Below are 22616 nucleotides of genomic sequence, written 5' to 3'. Positions count from 1 at the left end.
CCGGAGTATTTTCGGCCAGAAGAAGGACGGGGCGTGCGCCCGTCCGGCAGGGGATAGTTCATTGGACCCCTCCCGCAGCGAGGATAGCGAGCGCATTCACCGCCGCGGAGGCCATGGCCGATCCGCCCCGGCGGCCGCGCAGGGTCAGAAAGGGCGTGGCCCGCGGATTGGCGGCGAGCTCGGCCTTCGATTCGGCGGCGCCGACGAAGCCGACCGGGAAGGCGAGGATGGCCGCCGGCTTGGGCGCGCCCTCGTCCAGGCGCTCCAGCAGGCGGAAGAGCGCGGTGGGGGCGTTGCCGATGGCGATCACGGCGCCCTCGGTTTCCCACAGATCGACGGCGGCGGCGGAGCGGGTGGTCGCCTGCGCGTCGGCCAGGGCGGGCGTGCGGGGGTCGTTCAGCGTGCAGCGAACCTCGCACGCCTCGGGCAAGAGGCGGCGGGTCAGGCCCGCCGCGACCATCTCGCAATCGGCATAGATCGGCACCCCGGCCCGCAGCGCGGCGGTGCCGGAGGCCGCCACATCGGGCGTATAGGCCAGCCTGTCGGCGACCTCGACCATGCCGCACGCATGGATCACGCGAACCGCGATCTCAGCCACATCGGGGGGAAAACGGTCCAGATTCGCCTCTGCCCGCACGGTGGCGAAAGACGCGGCATAGATTGCAGCCGGATCCCGCTCATAGGGCCTCATAGGCGAACCGTGAACTTTTTAGCAACATTTGCCCGATAGGCGGGAAGGGCGCAGGCGGTCATGTCAGCCTTTCGCGGTCCGGCGTGCCGATTCCGGCCCGTGCGGGTGGGCGGCATGGGGATAGGTCGGGTGATGGTGATCGTGGTGATGAGTATGGCCGCCGCCATGGTGATGAGTATGCGGGTGATGGTGATGGTCCGCCTGCGCTTCCAGCCGGCAGAGCCCGGTGCAGAACGTGTCGCAGAGCGTGCAATCCGCCACGTTGGAGCCAGGGGCCGAGGCGCCCTGCCCTTCGACATGGTGGTGATGCGATTCCTGGATCGCGCCGACCTCCGCCTCGAAGCCGAGCACCTGGGTGCGGTATTTGCAGAGCACGCAGGTCGGCGGCGGCGTGTCGGCGAAGGCGGGATGCTGGCGATCCTCGGGGCGAATATGGACATGGCGCCCGCCCTCCAGCGCCAGCACCTGCTCCCGGTAGGCGCAGAGGCCGCAATTCGGCGGCGGGTTCGCGCCCGCCTGTTCGCGGATGCGCTCGGCGAAGGTGGCGAGAACCTGGTCGTGGTCGCCCAGATAGCTGGCCTTGAGGAACTCGATCTGCGGGTTGGCGGCGGCGACGCGGTCGGTGAAGCCGTAGATCCGGTCGATCAGGATGCCGCTGAACAGAAAATAGGGGAAGACGACGATCCGGCGGTAGCCGAGCCTGGCCGCATGCTCCAGGCAGGGCTCGACCAGCGGGAAGGTCACGCCGCTGAAGCCGACCTCCAGCCAGCCGGTCCCCAGACCCTCGTGCAGCATCCGGGCGATCTTGGCGACATTGCCGTTCGCGTCCGGGTCCGAGGCGCCACGTCCGATGACTACAAGGCAGGTCTCATGCAGCGGCACGTCGTCCGGGGCCGCGTCCAATGCCTCGCGGATCCGGCCCGCGGCGGCGGCGAGCATCTTCGGGTCCACGCCAAGCTCCCGCCCGTAGCGGATGTCGAGCCCGTGTTGCGCCGCATAGGCGTTGAGCACCGTCGGGATGTCGTTCTTCGCGTGCATCGCGGCGAACAGCATCCCGGGCACCGCCAGGATCCGGGTGCAGCCCTTCTCCCGCAGCCGGTCCAGCCCGTCGCGGATCACCGGGTTGGCGAATTCCAGATAGCCGTAATCCACCTCCCAATCGGCGGGCAGCAGGGCGGGCAGCTTTTGCGCAAGGGTCGCGAACTCGTCGACCGCCGATTGGGAGCGGCTGCCATGCCCGCAAATCATGACGCCGGTCTTCTCGGTCATGCGGGGGCCTCCTCGGGGGTGTCGGCCTCTTCGGAGGGCTCCTCGGGTTCGTCCTTCTTGCGCCGCCCCTTCACCCAGGCGATGGCGGCCGCCCCGGCGATGGCCCCCAGACCAGCGCCCAGAACCCAGTGGTCGTGGCCCGCAAGCTCGCCGAAATGGCCGGTATGCGCCTGCGCCGGCACGGCCAGAAGGAAGAGGGGAAGAAAGCGGAGCATGATCGGACCTCGTATCGGCAGAGGCCGCGGACCGATCCGGCGACGATACCGCCTGCGCGCCCCCTGCCTAGGTCGGCGCATCTGGCGGCCACCTGTCCGGCCCCGTCCGGGGCGTCGTCGCGGGCAGGGCTAGCCCGGGCCGGGGGGCGGGCGCAACGGGGTTTGCGGTATTGCGCCCCTCCGTCGCGACGTTCCCCGTCAGGAGAACGGCACGCCGACGCGCCCGATTCCCGGCAGCTTCAGCGCCGGGCGCAGCACGTCCACACCGAAGACCTGGCCCAGCAGGTGCAGCTCCAGGCCCGTGCGCGGCCCCGCCGACAGGCCCGCCAGCCCCGACCAGCTGAGATGCCAATCGCCGCCCGCATCCCAGGTCACGACCGGACCGCGGCCGGTGAAATCGCGCCCGACCGCGTGCGGCGGCAGGGTCAGTCCGATCTCGGGCACCTCCCGCAGGATATGGGCCACGAAGGTGTTGGAATTTGGCCCCGGCCAGATGCCGTAATCGCCCCGCCGCGCCCAGGGGTAGTCGCGAATGCTGGCCTCTATCCGGGGAATCAGCGCGGCCGCCTCCGGCCCCGTGACCGAGCCTACGAAACCGGGAGCATTCGAGTACCAACGGGCGTCCGGCGCATAGGCGTCGCGGCGCAGGGGCGTGCCCCAGCCCACCACTTCCGCACGAGTCCAGCGATCGGCGCCCGCCTCCTTGTAGACGATCCAGGAATGGACCGAGAGGGCGCCCTTGGCGCCGCCCGTGCGCGCGGCCAGGACGTGGATCGCGGCCTCCGGCATCTCCGCGGCCGCCGGCAGCAATCCCGACGCGCTCCAATCCGCCGCCCGCCAGGAGGAGGGCCGATCCTGCACCGCCCACCACAGGCTGGCAAGCAGGGCCGGCAATAGAAAAAACACCGCGAAGAGGCCCATGGGCCAAAGAAGCAAGGCACGGATCATACGGCGCATATGGGGGCCTCCCGCGGCTGCCCAAGCGTCGCGCCGGATGACATCACGCGCCGCCGCCGACCGGCCCGATCAGCGGAATCCGCCACGGCCGTCCCGGGCGTCGCCCTCTCGCACCCACCTTGCGATCCGCCCCGACCCAAGCCTCTCGCCCGCCGCCTCAGTCCATCTTCGACAGGATCCGCCCCAGAGGACGCCCGCCGATGATGTGCATGTGGAAATGCGGCACCTCCTGAACGGCATGTTCCCCGGCATTGGTCAGAGCGCGGAAGCCGGGGGAGGCGTCGGCGGTGATGCCCCGCTCCTTGCAGATGGCGGCACAGGTGCGCGCGAAATCGACGATCTCCGCCTCCGAGGCATTGGCGCAGAAATCGTCATAGGTGACATAGGCCCCCTTGGGGATCACCAGGACATGGACCGGCGCCTGGGGCGTGATGTCGTTGAAGGCCAGCGTGTGCTCGGTCTCCATCACCGTGTCGTTGGGGATCTCGCCGCGCAGGATGCGGGCGAACACGTTCTGGTCGTCGTAGTCGTAGGCCATGGAGGCTCCTCTTCAGTCGCAAGGGATGTAGCGCGCCTCGCCGCCTCAGCCCAGCCGCGCCGTCAGCCGGGAGAAGCCGCGGAATCGGACGCGCCCGGCCCTCTCCGCATCGACGATGCGATAGCCGGGATGTCGCGCCAGGAAGCGCGCCAGCGCCACGCGCCCCTCCATCCGGGCAAGCGTCAGTCCGATGCAGACATGCGGCCCGGCGGCGAAGGCCAGATGGCGCGGCGGGCGGCCCGGGCGCAGGCGGTCAGGGTCTTCGAAAACGGCCTCGTCGCGGTTCGCCGCCCCGATGCAAAGGTGCAGATCGGTCCCGGCCGCGATCTCCACCCCCGCGAGCGTCACCGGCGCGGTCGTCTGCCGGTTGCCCAGCTGGTTCGGGCTCTCCAGGCGCAAGGTCTCCTCGATCAGCGCGGCGGGATCGGCGCCCCGCGCCGCCTTGTGCCGGTCCAAAAGCCACAGCGCACTGCCGATCAGGTTGGTTGTCGTCTCGTGCCCGGCATTGAGGATGAAGATGCAGTTATGCAGAAGCTCCGCTTCCGACAGGTCCGGATCGGCGGCCAGCCGCGTCAGCACATCCGTCTCGGGATCGCCCGGCCGCGCCCGCCGGCGCGCCACCAGATCCCGCAGATAGGCCAGGAACGCCTCAACCGCCGCGTTCCCCGCCTCCAGCCGCGCCGCCCCCGGGGCCGGCTCCAACGCCCCCAGGATGGCGAGCGACCAGCCCCGCAACGGCCCCCGCTCCGCGCGCGGCACGTCCAGCAGGTCGCCGATCACCTCGACCGGGATGGCCGCGGCATAATCCTCGATCAGGTCCGGCTGCGCCCCCATCCGATCGAGCAGCCCGTCCACCAGCGCCTCCAACCGCGGCTGGAGCTGCGCCAGGGCGCGGGGCGTCAGCGCACCGGTCAGCACCCGGCGCACGCGCCCATGCAGAGGCGGATCATTGAACACCAGCGACGTGGTGTGATGCGCATAGAGTGGCGTGTCCCCGAACTTGGGCGCGAACACCTCCCGCTTGTCGGATCGGAAGGTCGCCGGATCCTTGTAGACCGCCTCCAGGTCGCGGTGCCGCCCCAGCAGAACCGAGCCATCCGGCTGCCGCACCGCCCCCGCCTCGCGCAGCGCGGCGTAATGCGGCCAAGGATCGTCGTGGAAGCCGTCGGGCAGGTCGGTCAGGATCATGGGCACAGGATGCGGCTCCCCGCAGATGCGGTCAATTGCAGCCGCCCTCGCCGCGGCCGTTCGTCGTCGGCCGAAACAGCCTTTCGGCGGAGGAGAGTGCGGGGCGCGTGCGATCGCTCCATCGGCACGCGGAAGGCGACAACGCCGAGGGCAGCCGGCGCTCCAGCCGCTCGAGCCGGTCCATCCGTGTCCCGTTGAGCGCCCGCTGCGACGCGTTCTCCACCGCGAGGGCCTGGATCGAGGCGCGACGGCCCCGCGCGGATCGGCCCCGGTTCCGAAGGCGTCGTGGAAGTCCTGCGCCATCGGCCCCATGGCGCGATCACCCCCCAAAGGCACCCGATCCGGCAGGGCACGGCCGGCGCCATGTTCCCCCGGTTGCGGGATGCCCCAGGGGTCAATGGCCCCTTCTTCTGGCCAAAAATACTCCGGGGGAGTCGCCCTCCGGGCGACGGGGGCAGCGCCCCCTCCGACCGACCGGCCGGGCACGCCCCCTGGCAAGGGCCTGCATCCCGCGCGCGCCGTCAGGGCGACGTCTGCGCGCCCCTCACCAATGCGGCGGCCGCTGGTCGGCAAGCGGCACGGTTCCACCCGCGTCCAACTCGGCCTCGGCAGCCCTTTGCATCAGCATGGCGACGCGGCGCTCCAGCACCTCGATGGCACGGGCTTGCGCGGCGACGACGTCCGAAAGGTCTTCGACGGCGCGGGTCAGGTGGGCGATGCGTTCCTCATGGGCCTGCATGGGGCGGTCCTCCTGGTTGCGTGACCCGCGGGCGGGCGGTATCGGGCGGGCGACGAGAGGACCCGAGATGGCCAAGCCCAAGAAAACCCCGCGCCCCAAACCCGTCCCGCCCCGCGGCTTCCGCGACTATTTCGGCGCGGAAGTGACACAGCGCAAGGCCATGCTGGACGCCATCGCCGAGGTCTATGCGCTCTACGGCTTCGAGGCGCTGGAATCCTCGGCCGTCGAGACCGTCGAGGCCCTGGGCAAGTTCCTCCCCGACGTGGACCGCCCCAACGAGGGCGTCTTCGCCTGGCAGGAAGAACCCGAGGAGAACGGCCCCTGGCTCGCCCTCCGCTACGACCTGACCGCGCCTCTGGCCCGCGTCTATGCCGAACACCGCAACACCCTGCCCACCCCCTATCGCCGCTACGCGATGGGGCCCGTTTGGCGCAACGAAAAGCCGGGGCCGGGGCGCTTCCGGCAGTTCTATCAGTGCGATGCGGATACGGTCGGGACCGCCTCGGTCGCGGCGGACGCGGAAATCTGCGCGATGCTCGCCGACGTGCTGGAGCGGGTCGGCATCGCGCGCGGCGACTACGTGGTGCGGATCAACAATCGCAAGGTGCTCAACGGCGTGATGGAGGTCGCGGGCCTCGCAGGCGACGACAGGGCCGAGGCGCGCGGCATCGTCCTGCGCGCCATCGACAAGCTGGACCGACTGGGATCCGACGGCGTGCGCGCGCTGCTCGGCGAGGGCCGGAAGGACGAAAGCGGAGACTTCACCGAGGGCGCGGGTCTGTCGAATGCGCAGGCCGAAGTCATCATGAAATTCGTTAATGCATACTCCGAAGTAGATTCAGCCTTAGCTCGCGAAGCTGTTGACGCTGAGGAGTTCAATCATGAGTACAGCGAGCGGTTGCATGCCGCGAGGGATGCCGCGTCTCCAGTTTTTAGAGACCAGTGGACTGAGCGTTCCAGTGATCGTGCGCTCTGGAATACGAAGATGCTGCGACATCTCCAAGTTCTTGTATCTGACTCCGATGTAGGCTCCGAAGGCGTCCGAGAACTCACTGACATCAAGGAACTCCTCGACGCCCAGGGCTACGGCCCCGACCGCATCGTCATCGACCCCTCCGTCGTCCGTGGCCTCGGCTACTATACCGGCCCCGTCTACGAGGCCGAGCTGACCTTCGAGATCCTCGACGAGAAGGGCCGCCCCCGCCAGTTCGGCTCCGTCGCCGGCGGTGGGCGCTACGACGACCTCGTCACCCGCTTCACCGGCCAGCAAGTGCCCGCCACCGGCGTCTCGGTCGGCGTCGACCGCCTGCTCGCGGCGCTCACCGCCAAGGGCAAGCTCCAGGCCGAGGCGCCGGGCCCCGTCGTCGTCACCGTCATGGACCGCGACCGCATGGCCGACTACCAGTCGATTTGCGCGACGCTTCGGCAAGCAGGCATCCGGGCCGAGGTCTATCTCGGCAATCCCCGTAACTTCGGCAACCAACTGAAATACGCGGATAAGCGCGGCTCTCCGGCGGCCATCATCCAGGGCTCCGACGAGGCCGCGCGCGGCGTCGTTCAGGTCAAGGATCTGATCCTCGGCGCCAAGCTGGCCGAGCAGGCCACGGTCGAGGAGTGGAAGGAGAACCCCTCCCAGGTCGAGGTGCCGCTGGACGGGCTGGTCGATCACCTGAAGCGTCTCCTGGCATGATCTCCGCCGCCGACCGCGCGCGGGGCGAGGCCCTTTTCGAGGGCCTGCGCGCCGCCGGCGCCACCCCCGTCTCCGCGCCCATCCTGCTGGAGGCCGGCCCGCTCCTCGACCTCTATGGCGAGGACATCCGCGCCCGCGCCTTCCAGACCCAGGACCCTGCCCTGGGCGAGATGATGCTGCGCCCCGATTTCACCGTGCCGGTCGTGCGCGCCCATCTCGAAAGCGGCGCTACGCCGGCCCGCTATTGCTACCTGGGCGAGGTCTTCCGAAGGCAGGAGGACGACCCCAGCCGCGCCCGCGAATACCTCCAGGTCGGCTACGAGATCTTCGACGGCAGCGACCCGGCAGCGGCGGATGCCGATGTCTTCGCCCGGATCGGCGAAGCACTGGCTCCCTGGTCCCCGGTCCCCGCGACCGGCGATCTGGGCCTGCTCATCGCGGCGGTCGAGGGACTGGCCACCACGCCCCGCCGCCGGGCCGCGCTGCGCCGCCACATCTGGCGCCCCACCCGCTTTCGCCGCCTGACCGACCGCTTCACGGGGCGGGTGGCGCCCGATCCGGACCGCGCCGCCCTCCTCGCCCGACTGGAGCACGAGACCCCCGAAGCCATCGCCGCCGCCGCCGGTCCCGAAGCCGGACTCCGCAGCCTGGACGAGGTCGCCGCGCGGCTCACCGCCCTGGCCGAAGACGCCCGGACCCCGCCGATCCCGGCCGCCGAAGCCGACGTGCTGGACCGCCTGCTGACGCTGGAAGGCACGATGACCGGCGCCTTGGGTCCGCTCCGCGACCTCGCCACGGACCTGCCCGCGCTCCGGCCCGCCATCGACCGCCTGGAGGCCCGGGCCGAGGCGATGGCCCGCCGCGGCCTCGCGGTCGACACCCTGCCCTTCGCCCCTGCCCGGGGCCGCTCCACCCTCGAATATTACGACGGCTTCACCTTCACCTTCACCACCCCGGACCGCCCCGGCGAGCCGCCCCTCGCCACCGGCGGGCGCTACGACGCCCTGACCGCGGCGCTGGGTGGCCAGGGCGCGATCCCCGCCGTTGGCGGCGTCATCCGACCGGGCCTGCTGGGAGAGCGGCCGTGATCTTCTTCCCTGCTCAAATATCCCCGCCGGAGGCGCACGCTCCGGCCGGGCGATCCCATCCGCCGATCCAGGCCTGCATCTGGCCGCGCCCTGCCCATGCGGCGTCTGCGCCCCCAGCCAAGGGACCACGCCCATGATCGCGCTCGGCGTGCCGTCCAAGGGGCGGCTGATGGAAAAGACCTTCGACTGGTTCGGCGCCCGCGGCCTCACGCTGTCGCGCAGCGGATCGGACCGGGAATATGCCGGACAGGTCGAAGGCGCGGAGATGCGGCTCGTGCTGCTCTCGGCTTCCGAAATCCCGCGGGAGCTCGCCGCGGGCCGCATCCATCTGGGTGTCACCGGCAGCGATCTCGTCCGCGAGACCCTGCCCGCCTGGGAGACCCGGGTCGAGACGCTCGCGCCCATGGGCTTCGGCCATGCCGACCTGATCCTGGCCGTGCCGATGCTCTGGGCCGATGTCGACACGCTCGACGACCTGGACGCCGTCTGCGCTCAGTTCCGGGCGACCCATGGCCACCGCCTGCGCATCGCCACGAAATACCACCGCCTCGTGCGGGAGTTCCTGCGCCGCCATGGCGTGGCCGATTACGCCCTGGTCGACAGCCAGGGCGCGACCGAGGGCACGGTGCGCAATTGCACCGCCGAGGCGATCGCCGACATCACCTCCACCGGCGAGACCCTGCGCGCGAACCACCTGAAGATCCTGCGGGACGGCCTGATCCATGCCAGCGAGGCGACGCTCTTCCGCGCCCGTCAGGCACCCTGGACCGAACAGGAGGACGCGGTGCTCGCGGCGCTCCGGCCGCGGCTGACCGCGATGTCGTGAGCGCGGGGGTCAGAGGCCCAGCGTTCCCTTCCGGCCCAGCACCATCAGGTTGTTGGCGGGCATCTCCACGATCCGGGGCGACAGCTCCAGCACCCCGAGCACCGTGGTCAGCACCTCGATATCCTTGTAGCCGACGCCGATATCCTGCGCCCTGAGATCGGCGTCGAAGCGGGCATCGCCCTCGCTGGTCGCCACGCCATCGCGCAGAAAGGGCCCGTAGATCGCCAAGCGCCCGCCGGGGCTGAGCGCGCGCGCAGCCTCGTCCAGGAGGACGGCCATGGTGCCGTCGGTGATGAGGTGCAGCAGGTTCACCACGATCAGCCCCTCGACAGGTCCATGGAGCGCGGCCCAGCCCGCCTCCCCCGCATCCAGCGCGACCGAGGCCGCGACGTTCGGCAGACCGCGGCAGCGGGCATCCGTCGCCGCCCGGCGCGCGGGGTCGATATCGCTCGGCTGAAAGATCAGATCGGGCCGGTGCGCCGCGAAGGCGGCGACGTGCTGGCCGGTCCCGGAGGCAAGCTCCAACACGGTTCCCCTGGCCGGCAGATGCGGCAGCGCCACGTCGAGGATCGGCCCGAGATTGCGCTCGGCCGCAGGCGAGGTCATCAGCCCGTCCCCATCGGCCGGACCGGGCGCCCCTGACACCACCGGGCGGCGCATCAAAGGAACCGCACCGGATCGCAGGCCGTGACGGTCGCGGCATCGAGCGCGGGGGGACGCCCGGCGACCAGGTCCGCCACCAGCGCCGCCGCGGCGGGCGCCGTCTGAAACCCATAGCCCCCCTGCCCGGCCACCCACCAGAACCCGGGCACCTCCGAGGCGCCCAGGGCGAGGCAGCGGTCCGGCGTGAAGGTCCGCAAGCCCGCCCAGCTGCTGCTCGGCCGGGTCGGAGCCACGGTCACGGCCTGGCTGTAGCGGTCCAGCCCAACGGCCAGGTCCATGTCGTCGGCCCAGGCATCCATCGGCTCGGACGGGGTCTCATCGGCGGGCGAGACGATCAGCGCGCCGGCATCGGGCTTCGCATACCAGCTTTCCCCGGCACCCAGCATCATCGGCCAGGCCGAGACATCCGCGCCACCCGGCGCCGGGATCCGCGCGACCGACCGGCGCAGCGGCGTGAGGCCCAGCGGCGTCACCCCGGCCAGGGACGCGACTCGATCAGCCCAGGCGCCGGCCGCGTTGACGACCAGCCGCGCCGTGATCGCGTGATCCCCCGAGACCGCGCGCCAGCCCCCCACGGCCGGCGTCAGCGCCGTGACAGGGCGGCCGGTCTCGACGGCGCCCCCCGTCGCGCGGATCGCGCGGACGGCGCGCTGCTGCATCGCGTCGGTATCCAGGTCGAAGGCGTCCGGATCGTGGGCCGCGCGGGTCACGTCCTCCGAAAGGATCGGGATCAGCCCGCGCGCCTCCGCCAGGGACATCTCGGAGAGCTGCATCTTGACCAGATCCGCGGCGAAGATCTCTTCCTCGCCCTCGATCCCGACCAGAAGCAGCCCGCGGGGCGACAGATCCCCGTTTTCGGCATGGGCCGCGCGCGAGGCACGGTTGAGCGCGATCACCGGGGGCAGGCCGTAACTCTCCTCGAAGAGCGCGGCGGAGCGCGCGGAGGTATGGAGCCCCATCTGGCGCTCGGCCTCCCATAGGGTGACGCGGCCCAACCCCGAGAGGGCTGCACCGACCGAGACGCCCGCAATGCCACCGCCAATAACCAGGAAATCAGTATCCATGAACGGGACCATAGGGGCGTCAGCCCCCCGCGCTCAAGCGCGGCGAGAGGGACAATCGGTTTCCCGGATGTGCTTTGTGGACGCGGTCGGGGTCGATTCAGGCCTCTTCGAGGCGATCTGTCGCGGGCGCGGGGGCGGAGGAGAGGGCCGTGATCCGCTCCGCCAGGTCCGAATCGAGCCTCAGGTCCAGCGCCGCGAGCGACGGGGCCAGCTGCTCGGCCGAGCGCGCGCTGACGATGGGCGCGGTCACGGCCGGGTGCCGCATCACCCAGGCCACGGCCAGCGTCGCGGCCGCTATCCCGGTCTCGTCGGCGATCTCGGCCAAGCCGCGGCCTGCCGCATGCATCCAGTCGGGCGCGTAGCGCGCGGCATAGCGCGCGTCGTCGGTCAGCCGTCCGGCGCCGCCGCGCGCATATTTTCCGGTCAGGAGCCCCCCACCCAGCGGAGAATAGGGCATGACGGCGATGGACTGGTCCTGCGCCATCGGCAGCAGCTCGACCTCCGCCTGTCGCTTCACCAGATTGTACATCGGCTGAAGCGCCGCGATCCGCAGGCCGACCCGCGCGGCGACGGCCTGGGCCTTCATCACCTGCCAGGCGGCATAGTTGGAGACGCCGATCGCCCGGACGGTTCCGGCCTCGACCAGCTCGGCCAGGGTGTAGAACGTCTCTTCCAGCGGCGTGTCCGCATCCCAGCGGTGCATATAGAGCAGGTCGATCGTGTCGATCTGCATCCGCGACCGGCTGTCCTCGACGCTGGCGAGGATCGTCGCGCGGGACGCGCCGCCCTCATAGGCAGCCTTGGTGGCGAGGATGATCTTGTCCCGCTCGGGCGCGATGAGCTTGCCCAGCATCCGCTCGGATTGGCCGCCGGTATAGACATGGGCGGTGTCGAAGAAGTTGACGCCCGCAGCGCGGCAGGCGTCGTACATCTCTTTCGCGGCGCTGACATCGGCCGTGCCGCCGAATTGCATGGCGCCGAAGCAGAGACGGGAGGGCGGGGTGCCGTCGGGGCTACTGATTTTGGTCATGGCGCAAGATTGGCGCATGGGCGCGCGAGGGCAAGATCGCGGCGCACGGATCGTCCCGCCCCCGGCGGCGCCCCGCCGATCCCGGCCACCCTGGCCCCTCGGCGGAAGCCGGTCGCCGCGCCCAGCCCGCGCCGGACCTTTTCCGCCGCCGGACAGGCGGGGCGTTGGGCCGGGCGGGCGGGCGTCCGTCGCCACGGCTGCGGGCGGCGGGCAAGCGGGCGAACCGGGCAGTCCGAACGGCGGGGCGCGCGCCGGATCGCGGCCCGCGCGAGGCTCGGGCCGGGCGCGGACCGCGGGCCCCGAGACCGAAAGGAGCAGATACCATGAGACCCCAAGCGACACTGATTCTGGCCCTCACCCTCGCCGCCCCGGCAGGCGCGCAGAGCGCCATGGACTCGGATGGCGATGGCGTGCTGTCCGAGACGGAGATCGATGCGGGCGTCCTGCCCTCCTGAGGCCGGGTCCGGCGGAGCCCGGGGCGCGGACAGGGCGACGATCCGGCGACCCGGAAAAAATGAGGCGCCCGGTCCGTGGATCGACCGGGCGCCTTGACAGCGGGATCGCGGGACCGCGGGATCAGTTGGGGATCTCGCCCTCGATGCCCTGGACGTAGAAGTCCATCGTGGCAAGCTGCCCGTCAGTGGCGACCTCGCCCTCCGCCAGGAAGACGGTGCCGTCCTGCTTCATGATCGGGCCGGTGAAGGGATGGTACTCGCCCGCCGTGATGGCGGCGATCATCGCCTCGGCCTCGGCCTTGACCTCGGCCGGAACCGCATCGGTGATCTCGCCGATCACGACCTCGCCCTCGGGCATGCCGCCCCAGGAGGCGGTCTGCTCGTAGGTGCCGTCCATCAGCGCGCCCACGCGCTTGATGTAGTAGGGCGACCAGTCGTCGATGATCGACGCGATGCGCGGCACCGGCTTGAACGCGGCCATGTCGGAGGCCTGCCCGAAGGTGAACACGCGCCCCCCGTTCTCGTTGGCCTCGGCGGCGGCAGCCTGCGGCGCGGTCGAGTCGGTGTGCTGCAGGATGACATCGACGCCCTGGTCGATCATGGCGCGCGCCGCGTCGGCCTCCTTGGCGGGGTCGAACCAAGTATAGACCCAGGTGACGACCATCTCGACATCCGGGTTCACCTTGGCGGCGTGCATGTAGGACGAGTTGATGCCCTGGATGACCTCGGGGATCGGGAAGGAGGCGATGTAGCCGATCTTGTTCGTCTCGGTCATGTGCCCGGCGATGGTGCCGATCACCGCGCGGCCTTCGTAGAAGCGCGCGTCATAGGTCGAGACGTTCGGATGGTCGCGCTTGTAGCCGGTGGCGTGCTCGAACATGACGTTCGGGAACTTCTCGGCGACGTTGTTGGTCGCGTCCATGTAGCCGAAGCTGGTGGTGAAGATAATGTCGGCGCCCTGGAGCGCCATCTGGGTGATGACCCGCTCGGCATCGGCACCCTCGGGCACGCTCTCCTGATAGATGGTCTCGACGCGGTCGCCGAACTCTTCCTCCAGCGCGAGGCGGCCCTCGTTGTGCTGGAACGTCCAACCGCCATCGCCGATCGGCCCGACATAGACGAAGCCGACCTTCGTCGGCTCGTCCTGCGCGAAAGCGGCCCCGGCCAGACCCAGCGTCAGCGCGCCGGCCAGCAGGTTCGTGAGTCTCATTCCTGGTCTCCCCTAGATGTGTTCTCGTTATCGCCCTGAAACTCCGTCAGGAGCGCGGCGGTGACAAGCCCCGCCGGCACCGCCACCACGCCCAGCCCGACGACCAGGATGCAGGCGGTGAATATCTGTCCACCCGTGGTGATGGGATAGACATCGCCATAGCCGACCGTCGTCAGCGTCGCGATCGCCCACCAGAGCGACTCCGGGATCGAGCCGAAGGCGTCGGGCTGCGCCGCGCTCTCGAAATGGTAGATGCCGACGGCCGCGAGATAGGTCATGCAGAGCGCGATGAAGCCGAAGACCGCGAGGTCGCCCCGGCAGGAATGGAGCGCCCGGGCCAGCCGTGCCAGCGCCCGGTCGGCGCGGAAGAGCTTCAGGATCCGCAGCAGGCGCAGGAGGCGCAGCACCCGCAGCACCGCCCAGTCCGGCGCCAGCAGAAGGAGCGCGGGCAGGATCGCGAGCAGATCGACGATCCCCCAGAAGGAGATCGCGTAGCGCCAGGGTCGCTCCGCCGCGAAGAGACGGGCGCCGTATTCCAGCGTGAACACGGCGACGATGAGGATCTCGGCCTGGGAGAGCAGGCTGGCCAGCAGGGCGGGCAATTCCGGCACCGTCTCCAATGCGACGACGACGGCGGAGGCGACGATCAGCCAGGTGAGAAACGTGCCGAAGGCCCGGCCCGCACGGCCCTCCCCGTCGAGCGCATCGCGCAGCCGGGCCCGCGCGTCAGCTAGAGGCATGGAAGGCTCGGCCCAGATCCGCGGGGGCGTCCCCGCCCCGGCGGCCGCGGCGCGAGATCAGGACGAGAACAAGAATCGTGACGAGATAGGGCGCGGCCGAGAGCAGCTCCACCGGGATCGTCGCGCCCGCCGTCTGAAGGTTCAGCTGTAACACCGTGATGCCGCCGAAGAGATAGGCGCCAACCAGCACGCGGGCAGGCTTCCAGGAGGCGAAGACGACCAGCGCCAGGGCGATCCAGCCCGCGCCCGCCGTCATCCCCTCGGTCCATTGCGGGACACGGACGAGGCTCAGATAGGCCCCGCCGAGCCCCGCACAGGCCCCACCGAAGGCGATGGCCAGCAAGCGGACGCGGACGACATGGTAGCCCAGTGCGTGGGCGGCGTCGTGGCTCTCGCCCACGGCGCGCAGGATCAGCCCCGCCCGCGTGAAGCGCAGGAACGCCCAGGTCGCGGCGACCAGCGCCAGCGAGACATAGACCATCGGATCATGGCCGAAGAGGACCCGGCCGACGAAGGGCAGGTCCGACAGCGGCCCCATATCGAGTCGTGGCAGCGCATCGACCTTGATGCCGACATAGCCCTGGCCCAGCAGGCTCGCGAGGCCCAGCCCGAACAGCGTCAGCGCCAGCCCCGTCGCCACCTGGTTCGACAGCAGCAGCTGCGTCAGCACCCCGAAGAGCAAGGCCATGACCGCGCCCCCCAGCGCCGCGGCGGCGAAGCCCAGCCAGACCGACCCGATCTCGACGGCGGCGATGAAGCCGATGGCCGCGCCGATGATCATCATGCCCTCGACGCCCAGGTTCAGCACACCGGCCTTCTCGACGACCAGCTCGCCCAGGGCCGCGAGCAGAATCGGGGTGGCGGCCACCATCAGCGAGGCGATGAGCAACGTGGGGGAGATCGAGGTCAGATCCATGGCGCAGTCTTCCTTGGGAGACATGCGCGCACGCGCCGCCCCGTTCTCCGTCTCATTCCGCCGCCTCGGGCGCGGGCTGCGGCACGCGCGGCTCCCGCCGCTTCACCCGAAGACGGAAATTCGTCAGCACATCCACCGCCAGCAGGAAGAACAGCAGCATCCCCTGGAAGGCCGAGATCGCCGCCGAAGGCAGGCCCAGATTGGTCGCCGCCGCATCGCCGCCGACATAGGTCAGCGCCATCAGCAGGCCCGCCAGCAGGATCCCCACCGGGTTCAACCGCCCGAGGAAGGCCACGATGATCGCCGTGAACCCGTAGCCCGACGCGAAATCGATGCTGATCTGCCCCGCTGGCCCCGTCACTTCGAAGAGGCCGGCCATCCCGGCCAAGGCCCCCGCCAGCCCCAGGCAGAACACGACGAGCCGCGCAGGTCTAACGCCCGCGAAGGCCGCCGCCCGGGGCGCGGCGCCGGTGAGCTTGATGTGAAAGCCCATCAGATGCCGGGTCAGAAGGATATGGGCGAAGACGACCGCGATCAGCGCGGCGACCACGCCCCAATGCGCCCCCGTCCCGGCAATCAGCTCGGGATTGGACGCGGCGTCCCAGCGGCTGAGATTGCGCGAGCCGGGAAAGCCCACCGCGTCCGGGTTGCGCAGCCAGGAGACGGCGGCGGAGGCCAGCAGGTTCTCGGCCACATAGACCAGCATCAGCGAGACCAGGATCTCGTTGGTTCCGAAGCGGATGCGCAGGAGGGCCGGGATCATCGCCCAGAGGAACCCGCCCAACGCGCCGCAGACCACCATCAGCGGAAAGATCAGCCGCGTCTCCGCCGGGTAGAAGGCAAGCCCCGCCGCCGCCCCGCAAAGCGCGCCGACGATGTATTGCCCCTCCGCCCCGATGTTCCAGATCCCCGCCCGGAAGCCCAGCGCCAACCCCACCGCGATCAGGATCAGCGGCCCGGCCTTCACCAGAAGCTGGCCGCGGAAATAGAAGGCGAACTCGCCAAAGAGCGGATCCCAGAAGATCGTCCGCATCGCCTCCAGCGGGTCGGTCCCGAGCGCGGCGAACATCACGCCCCCCGCCACCAGCGTCAGCGCGACCGCGACCAATGGCGAGGCCCAGGCCCAGACGCGCGACGGCGTGGGGCGGCGTTCCAGCGCGATCACGGGGCAAGTCCTTCGCGAATGTTCTGGCGCCTAGACATGCGCCACCTCCATGTCATGGGCGCCGCCCAGCATCAGGCCGATCCGCTCCACAGTCAGATCGGCGGTCGGGACGGGTGCGCCCAGCCGGCCTTCGTTCAACGCGGCGAAGCGGTCGGAGATCTGGAGCAGCTCGTCGAGATCCTGAGAAATCACGATCACGCCCGCCCCCCCGGCGGCGAGGTCCAGCAGCGCCTGCCGGATCGCGCTGGCGGCGGCCGCATCCACGCCCCAGGTCGGCTGATTGACCACCAGGACCTTGGGCTCCTGCAAGACCTCGCGGCCGATGACGAACTTCTGAAGGTTCCCCCCCGACAGCGCCCGCGCGGCGACATGGGTCCCGGGCGTGCGCACATCGAAGGCGTCGATCACGTCCTGCGCAAAGAGCCGGGCGCGGCCCCAATCCAGAAAGCCCCGGCGCAGCATTCCCTTGCGCGCGGCCCCGGTCAGGGCCGCGTTCTCGACCAGGGTCATGTCCGGAGCGGCGGCATGACCCAGCCGCTCCTCCGGTCCGGTTAGCAGGCCCGCGGCGCGGCGCGCGGTGGGCCCCGCCCGCGACAGATCCGTGCCGCCCAGGGTCACGCTGCCGGGCACCGAAAGCCGCTCCCCCGAGAGCGCGCCGAGCAATTCGTCCTGCCCGTTCCCCGCTACCCCGCCGATACCAAGCACCTCGCCCGCCCGCAGATACAGCGAGACCTCGCGCAGCGGCGTGCCGAATTGCGACGCCGGCGGCAGCGAGAGATCCTTGACCCGCAGCAACACGCCGTCCGGCTCGGGCCCGCGCGCCTTGGGCTGGGTCAGCTTGGTGCCGACCATCCGCTCCGCCAGCTCCGCGGCGGAGGTCTGACGCGGATCGCATTCGCCCACGACCTTGCCGCCCCGCAGGATCGTCGCCGCGTCGCAAAGCGCGCGGATCTCCTCCAGCTTGTGGGAGATATAGAGGATCGCGGTGCCCTCGGCGGCCAGCTTGCGCAGCGTCGCAAAGAGCGTGTCGACCTCCTGCGGCGTCAGCACGCTGGTCGGCTCGTCCATGATCAGCAGGCGCGGATCCTGGAGCAGGCAGCGCACGATCTCGACCCGCTGCCGCTCCCCGGCGGAGAGGTCGCCGACGCGGCGCCCGGGATCCAGGGGCAGGCCGTAGGTCTTCGACACCTCGCGGATGCGGCGGGCGAGATCCCGCAACCGCGGCGGGTTCTCCATGCCAAGGCCGACATTCTCCGCCACGGTCAGCGCCTCGAACAGGCTGAAATGCTGGAACACCATCGCGACGCCCGCCGCCCGCGCCTCGCGCGGCTCGGAGGGAGCGTAGGGCCGGCCGGACAGCGTCATGGTCCCGGCATCGGGCCGGACCAGCCCGTAGATCGCCTTGACCAGGGTCGACTTGCCGGCCCCGTTCTCGCCGAGCAGGGCATGGACCTCGCCGGGCGCGATCGACATCGAGACGTCGGAATTGGCGACGACGCCGGGATAGGCCTTGGTCAGCCCGTCGATTGTCAGGAGTGCGCTCATGGGGTCCCCTCCGGCGGCCCAGCCGAGAGTAGCCGTGCCGCAACGCCGACCGCAATGGCTTGGGGGTGCTTGCCAAGGGTGGGGTCGCCGATCGGGCAGTCAATGCGGGCGATCGCGTCATCAGAATGCCCCAGATCGCGCAAACGGCTCTGGAATCGCGCCCATTTCGTCGCCGATCCAATGAGGCCGCAACGCCCGAAGCCCCACGTCAACGCCGCATGGCAGAGCGCGAGGTCGAGATCGTGGGAATGGGTGACGATCAGGTGGTCGTCGGTCGTCGCGCAGCTCGCCATGTTCCGCGGAAGATCGGTGCTGACGACATGCATGACCGGCGGCGCGGCGGGGAAGCGCGCCTTGGCGATGTCATACCAGACGACGGCGAAGTCGGGCAGCGGATGCAGCACGTCGACAAGGGCGCGCCCGACATGCCCCGCGCCCCAGACGTTCACGCGCCACCCCGTCCGGGTCGACTTTTCGCGCATCCAACCAGACTTCAGCCCCAGAGCAGGCCGCGACGGCTCGGGCGCATCGCCCTCGATGCGGCGGACCCAGTCCTTGGGGGGAACGGCGTCGATCCGCTCGATGACCAGCGTCACGGCGCCCCCGCAGCACTGGTTCAGCGCGGGTCCCAGCGGCAGGCGCAGCACCTTCGGCACGCCGCTCTCCAGTACCTCGCGCGCGACCGCCATCGCGCGCCATTCCAGTGCGCCGCCCCCGATCGTGCCGTCGATCCGATCGGACCAGACGAACATATCCGTCCCCGTCTCCCGGGGGGCCGAGCCGCGCGTCTTGGCGATGACGATTCTCGCGAAAGGACCATGCGCCTCCAGCGCATGGAAGATCCGCCGGGAGCTGAAACTCATCGGCCCGCGCGGATCGCCATCAGCACCCGCTCCGCCGTGGCAGGCGCATCGATCAGCGGCGCGCCTCCCGCCGCCGCGACGGCGTCCGAGAGGGCCGAAAACACGCTGATCCCATGCATGAAGGGCGGCTCCCCCACGGCCTTGGAGCGATAGATCGTCTCCTCCCGGTTGGCCCCGTCCCAGAGATGGACGTGGAACGCCTCCGGCACATCCGAAGCGCAGGGGATCTTGTAAGTCGAGGGCGCATGGGTTCTCAGCCGCCCCTTGCCGTCCCAGACCAGTTCCTCGGTGGTCAGCCAGCCCGCGCCCTGGACGAAACCTCCCTCGATCTGGCCGATATCCAGCGCCGGATTGAGCGATGCCCCAGCGTCATGCAGGATGTCGGTCCTAAGGATGCGGTTCTCGCCGGTCAGCCGGTCGACCACCACCTCGGAACAGGACGCACCATAGGCGAAATAGTAAAACGGCCGCCCCCGCCCCGCCTGCCGGTCCCAGGAGATGTCGGGCGTGGCGTAGAACCCCGTCGCGGACAGGGACACGCGGCCCATATAGACCTTGGCCGCCGCCTCCTCGAAGCCATACTCCGCGCCCGCGACCCGCACCCGGTCCTCCGCGAAGACGACCGAGGCCGGGTCGGCCTGATGCTCCTCCGCCAGGAAGGCCGCCATCCGGTCCCGGATCGCGTCGCAGGCACGGGCCACGGCCATGCCGTTCAGATCCGCGCCGGAGGAGGCGGCGGTGGCCGAGGTATTCGGCACCTTGCCGGTATCCGTCGCCGTGATCCGCACCCGCGCCGGATCGCAGCCGAAGCGGCTCGCGGCCACCTGCGCCACCTTGGAATGAAGCCCCTGCCCCATCTCCGTGCCACCGTGATTCAGGTGGATCGACCCATCGGCATAGACATGCACCAGCGCCCCCGCCTGGTTGAGATGCGTGAGTGTAAACGAGATCCCGAACTTCACCGGCGTCAGCGCGATCCCGCGTTTTAGCCTAAAACTGTCCGCGTTCCACGCCGCCACCCGCGCCCGCCGCCCCGCATAGTCGCAGCGCTCCGCCAGCTGCCCGACCATCGCGCCCAGGCAGAAATCCTCGACCCGCTGCCCGTAATGCGTGTGTCCCTTCTTCCCTGTGGAAATATCCTCGGGGGGGTCCGGGGGGGCAGACAGCCCCCCCGGCCGCTCGGCCGCATCGACGTAGAAATTGAGGCGCCGCACAGCCAACGGATCTCGCCCCACGGCCTGCGCGACGTGATCCATGACGCGCTCGATCCCCACCATGCCCTGCGGTCCGCCGAAGCCCCGAAAAGCGGTGGCCGACTGGGTGTTGGTGCGCAGCCGCCAGGAGGTCACCTCCAGCGCCGGGATGTCGTAGGCGTTGTCGGCATGCAGCATCGCCCGGTCGGCCACGGGCAAGGACAGGTCTTGCGACCAGCCGCAGCGCACCCAATGACGGAAGCGCACCGCCATAACGCGCCCCGCATCATCATGCCCGACCTCATAGGCGATGCGGAAATCGTGGCGCTTGCCGGTGATGACGAAATCGTCGTCGCGGTCGTAGCGCATCCGCGCCGGGCGGCCCGTCCGCGCCGCGACGAGGGCCGAGGCGATGGCCAGCGCGTTGCCCTGGCTCTCCTTGCCGCCGAAGCCGCCCCCCATCCGCCGCACCTCCGAGCGGACCGCGTGCATCGGCACGCCCAGCGCGTCGGCAACCTTGTGCTGGATTTCGGTCGGATGCTGGGTCGAGGTGACGACATGCATCTCGCCGCCCTCGCCCGGCAGCGCGAGCGCGGCCTGGCCCTCCAGGTAGAAATGCTCCTGCCCGCCGATCTCGAACTGGCCCTCCAGCCGGCAGGGGGCGGCGACCAGCCCGGCCGCGACATCGCCGTCGGACCAGACGCGCGGGCCGTCATCGAACCAGGCTTCGGCGGCCAACGCCTCCTCTACCGTCAGGATGGGGTCGAACTCCGTCACCTCGGCCCGATGCAGGCGCGCGGCGCGGCGGGCGTTCAGGTGGCTGTCGGCCGCGACGATATAAAGCGGCTGACCCGCATACTGGATCTCGCCGGTGCAGAGCAGCGGCTCGTCGTGCAGCGATGGCGAGCAGTCGGGCATCGGATCGAGATCCTCCGCCGTCAGCACGAAGGCGACGCCCGGCGCGGCCCGCACCGCGCTGACATCCAGAGCGTCCAGGCGGCCGCGCGCGACCTCCGCCACGCCGAATGCGAGGTGCAGGCAGCCCGCCGGCGCCGGCACGTCGTCGGTATAGCGCGCGGCGCCGGTGACGTGCAGGCGGGCGCTCTCATGGGGAAGGGGCTTGGCGACGGTCATGGCCGCACCTCCAGGAGCGCGGGACCCGTCCCGGTCATCGCGTGGAACGCCCCCATCAGCGCGCCGCGCGCCGCCTCCAGCCGGTAGGTCGCGGAGGCGCGCATGTCCGAGAGCGGCGTGAAATCCCCCGCCAGGGCCTCGACGGCGGCGGCGAACGCCGCCTCGCCGGGTGCCTGGCCGTCGAGCACCGCCTCGGCCCGGGCCGCGCGCTTGGGCGTTCCCGCCATGCCGCCGAAGGCGATGCGGGGGCGCGCGATGACGCCATCCACAACCGGCAGATTGACCCCCATGCAAAGCGCCGAGATGTCCTGATCGAACCGCTTTGAGACCTTGTGGCAATAGAGCGCGTCTGTCTGGCGTGGGATCGTGATCGCCTCGACGAACTCCCCCGGGCGGCGATCCTGCTTGCCGTAGTCGAGGAAGAACTCTTCGATCGGCATATGCCGTCTCTCATCGTCCCGTCTGAGATGCAGCGTCGCGCCCAGGGCGATCAGCGCGGGCGGGCTGTCGCCGATGGGCGAACCGTTGGCGATATTGCCGCCGATCGTGGCGGCGTTGCGCACCTGGACCGAGCCATAGCGGCGCAGAAGCTCGGCGAAGCTGGGATGGTGCGGCGCGATGGCGTGGCGGAGGGTCTCCATGTCGGTCATGGCGCCGATGCGGATCTCGTCCGCGCCGATCTCGATGCCCTTGAGATCCTCGCAGCGGTTCAGGAAAGCGACCTTGTCCAGGTCGCGGAACTGCTTGGTGACCCAAAGCCCCACATCGGTGGCGCCGGCGATCAGGGTGGCATCGGGGTGGGCGAGATACCAGGCGGCCAGTTCATCCGCCGAGGTCGGAGCGAGGGGGCCAGCCCCCTCGCGCTCCCCCGGAGTATTTGCGACCAGAAGAAGAGGAGCCTCGATCATGTGGGGGGGAACCGGAGCCGTCTCGATGTCGCGGGCGGCGCGCAGGATCGGGGCGTAGCCGGTGCAACGGCACAGGTTGCCCGCGATCTGGTCGGCGTGATCGGTGTCGCCGCGCGCATGGGCGGCGGCCAGGGTGGTGATGAAGCCGGGCGTGCAGAAACCGCATTGCGAGCCGTGACGGTCGATCATCGCCTGCTGGACGGGATGCAGGGTGCCGTCGGGGGCGGCGATGCCCTCGACGGTGCGGACGGCCTTGCCGGCCAACTGCGGCAGAAACAGGATGCAGGCGTTGAGCGCGCGGGGTGTGCCGTCGGCCCCAGTCACGACCACCGAGCAGGCGCCGCAATCGCCCTCGTTGCAGCCTTCCTTGGTGCCGGTCAGACCGCGGGCGCGCAGCCAGTCCAGCAGGGTCTCGGTCGGGGCCTCGGGCGTGGCGGTGACGTCTTCGCCGTTGAGACGGAAGGAAATCTCCATCGAAATGATCCGCCGCCTTACCTGTCCGGCCCGTCGCGTCCCCTCCGATGCGGCG

The 22616-nt window shown here is 70.3% G+C and carries 22 protein-coding genes; 4 read left to right on the top strand and 18 right to left on the bottom strand.

All coding sequences use genetic code 11. The annotated features are described in order from the left end of the window. Window positions 1-58: 58 nt before the first annotated feature. The 7 genes from DTQ71_RS01800 to DTQ71_RS01770 form a co-directional block, all read right to left on the bottom strand. A complete protein-coding gene (locus DTQ71_RS01800) occupies window positions 59-691 on the bottom strand; it encodes a precorrin-8X methylmutase (protein ID WP_109562563.1) in 633 nt (210 codons plus the stop codon). 63 nt (window positions 692-754) lie between these two features. After that, the gene (locus DTQ71_RS01795; protein WP_109562562.1) at window positions 755-1960 is read right to left on the bottom strand and encodes a sirohydrochlorin chelatase; all 1206 of its coding nucleotides are present in this window, start codon (window positions 1958-1960) and stop codon (window positions 755-757) included. After that, the gene (locus DTQ71_RS01790; protein WP_109562561.1) at window positions 1957-2175 is read right to left on the bottom strand and encodes a DUF6732 family protein; all 219 of its coding nucleotides are present in this window, start codon (window positions 2173-2175) and stop codon (window positions 1957-1959) included. Before DTQ71_RS01790 ends, DTQ71_RS01795 begins: the two co-directional genes overlap by 4 nt. 198 nt (window positions 2176-2373) lie before the next feature. Next, entirely contained in the window at window positions 2374-3132 is a 759-nt protein-coding gene (locus DTQ71_RS01785) for a DUF3750 domain-containing protein (protein ID WP_109562560.1), read from the bottom strand. Between the two features lie 157 nt (window positions 3133-3289). Further along, on the bottom strand, window positions 3290-3670 hold the full coding sequence (locus DTQ71_RS01780) for an HIT domain-containing protein (protein WP_109562559.1): 381 nt from the start codon (window positions 3668-3670) through the stop codon (window positions 3290-3292). 45 nt (window positions 3671-3715) lie between these two features. Then, complete coding sequence (locus tag DTQ71_RS01775) at window positions 3716-4858, bottom strand: cytochrome P450 (RefSeq protein ID WP_109562558.1); 1143 nt, start codon at window positions 4856-4858, stop codon at window positions 3716-3718. A gap of 544 nt (window positions 4859-5402) precedes the next feature. Then, window positions 5403-5597: a SlyX family protein gene (locus DTQ71_RS01770; RefSeq protein WP_109562557.1), complete on the bottom strand. Its 195-nt coding sequence runs from the start codon at window positions 5595-5597 to the stop codon at window positions 5403-5405. A gap of 67 nt (window positions 5598-5664) precedes the next feature. Between DTQ71_RS01770 and hisS the strand changes: the two genes are divergently transcribed. The 3 genes from hisS to hisG all read left to right on the top strand — a co-directional run bounded on the left by hisS (window position 5665) and on the right by hisG (window position 9201). Next, window positions 5665-7287, top strand: a complete 1623-nt coding sequence (hisS, locus tag DTQ71_RS01765; RefSeq protein WP_109562556.1) for a histidine--tRNA ligase — start codon at window positions 5665-5667, stop codon at window positions 7285-7287. After that, on the top strand, window positions 7284-8375 hold the full coding sequence (locus DTQ71_RS01760; RefSeq protein WP_109562555.1) for an ATP phosphoribosyltransferase regulatory subunit: 1092 nt from the start codon (window positions 7284-7286) through the stop codon (window positions 8373-8375). Before hisS ends, DTQ71_RS01760 begins: the two co-directional genes overlap by 4 nt. Window positions 8376-8508: 133 nt before the next feature. Continuing rightward, on the top strand, window positions 8509-9201 hold the full coding sequence (hisG, locus tag DTQ71_RS01755; RefSeq protein ID WP_109562554.1) for an ATP phosphoribosyltransferase: 693 nt from the start codon (window positions 8509-8511) through the stop codon (window positions 9199-9201). A 9-nt stretch (window positions 9202-9210) separates the two neighbouring features. Here hisG and DTQ71_RS01750 read toward each other — a convergent pair whose 3' ends face one another. The 3 genes from DTQ71_RS01750 to DTQ71_RS01740 form a co-directional block, all read right to left on the bottom strand. Then, the gene (locus DTQ71_RS01750) at window positions 9211-9807 is read right to left on the bottom strand and encodes a DUF938 domain-containing protein (protein ID WP_245947152.1); all 597 of its coding nucleotides are present in this window, start codon (window positions 9805-9807) and stop codon (window positions 9211-9213) included. Between the two features lie 53 nt (window positions 9808-9860). Continuing rightward, entirely contained in the window at window positions 9861-10928 is a 1068-nt protein-coding gene (locus tag DTQ71_RS01745; RefSeq protein WP_109563113.1) for an NAD(P)/FAD-dependent oxidoreductase, read from the bottom strand. A gap of 97 nt (window positions 10929-11025) precedes the next feature. Continuing rightward, a complete protein-coding gene (locus DTQ71_RS01740; RefSeq protein ID WP_109563112.1) occupies window positions 11026-11958 on the bottom strand; it encodes an aldo/keto reductase in 933 nt (310 codons plus the stop codon). 323 nt (window positions 11959-12281) lie between these two features. Between DTQ71_RS01740 and DTQ71_RS24530 the strand changes: the two genes are divergently transcribed. Next, window positions 12282-12413, top strand: coding sequence for a hypothetical protein (locus DTQ71_RS24530; RefSeq protein WP_281271209.1), 132 nt, complete (start codon window positions 12282-12284; stop codon window positions 12411-12413). A 121-nt stretch (window positions 12414-12534) separates the two neighbouring features. Here DTQ71_RS24530 and DTQ71_RS01735 read toward each other — a convergent pair whose 3' ends face one another. From DTQ71_RS01735 to xdhA, 8 genes are read right to left on the bottom strand one after another with little or no spacing between them, the layout of a single operon-like run. Further along, window positions 12535-13623 (bottom strand): BMP family ABC transporter substrate-binding protein, encoded by a 1089-nt coding sequence (locus DTQ71_RS01735; RefSeq protein WP_109562552.1) that lies wholly within the window; start codon window positions 13621-13623, stop codon window positions 12535-12537. Next, window positions 13620-14363 carry a potassium channel family protein gene (locus tag DTQ71_RS01730; RefSeq protein WP_109563111.1) on the bottom strand — a complete coding sequence of 248 codons (744 nt, stop codon included), beginning with the start codon at window positions 14361-14363 and terminating at the stop codon, window positions 13620-13622. Before DTQ71_RS01730 ends, DTQ71_RS01735 begins: the two co-directional genes overlap by 4 nt. Further along, a complete protein-coding gene (locus tag DTQ71_RS01725) occupies window positions 14350-15279 on the bottom strand; it encodes an ABC transporter permease (RefSeq protein WP_109563110.1) in 930 nt (309 codons plus the stop codon). Before DTQ71_RS01725 ends, DTQ71_RS01730 begins: the two co-directional genes overlap by 14 nt. Before the next feature lie 52 nt (window positions 15280-15331). Then, window positions 15332-16444: an ABC transporter permease gene (locus DTQ71_RS01720; protein ID WP_109562551.1), complete on the bottom strand. Its 1113-nt coding sequence runs from the start codon at window positions 16442-16444 to the stop codon at window positions 15332-15334. Window positions 16445-16474: 30 nt separating this feature from the next. Further along, window positions 16475-17989: an ABC transporter ATP-binding protein gene (locus DTQ71_RS01715; protein WP_109562550.1), complete on the bottom strand. Its 1515-nt coding sequence runs from the start codon at window positions 17987-17989 to the stop codon at window positions 16475-16477. Beyond that, a complete protein-coding gene (gene xdhC / locus DTQ71_RS01710; protein ID WP_109562549.1) occupies window positions 17986-18852 on the bottom strand; it encodes a xanthine dehydrogenase accessory protein XdhC in 867 nt (288 codons plus the stop codon). Before xdhC ends, DTQ71_RS01715 begins: the two co-directional genes overlap by 4 nt. Further along, window positions 18849-21179, bottom strand: a complete 2331-nt coding sequence (gene xdhB, locus DTQ71_RS01705; RefSeq protein ID WP_109562548.1) for a xanthine dehydrogenase molybdopterin binding subunit — start codon at window positions 21177-21179, stop codon at window positions 18849-18851. The genes xdhC and xdhB overlap by 4 nt, the downstream gene beginning before the upstream one ends. Continuing rightward, a complete protein-coding gene (gene xdhA / locus DTQ71_RS01700) occupies window positions 21176-22561 on the bottom strand; it encodes a xanthine dehydrogenase small subunit (protein ID WP_109562547.1) in 1386 nt (461 codons plus the stop codon). The genes xdhB and xdhA overlap by 4 nt, the downstream gene beginning before the upstream one ends. Between the last annotated feature and the right edge of the window lie 55 nt (window positions 22562-22616).

The sequence above is a fragment of the Jannaschia seohaensis genome, assembly GCF_900116765.1.
Lineage (GTDB): Bacteria > Pseudomonadota > Alphaproteobacteria > Rhodobacterales > Rhodobacteraceae > Jannaschia > Jannaschia seohaensis.
This window is presented reverse-complemented; position numbering and strand designations above follow the sequence as displayed.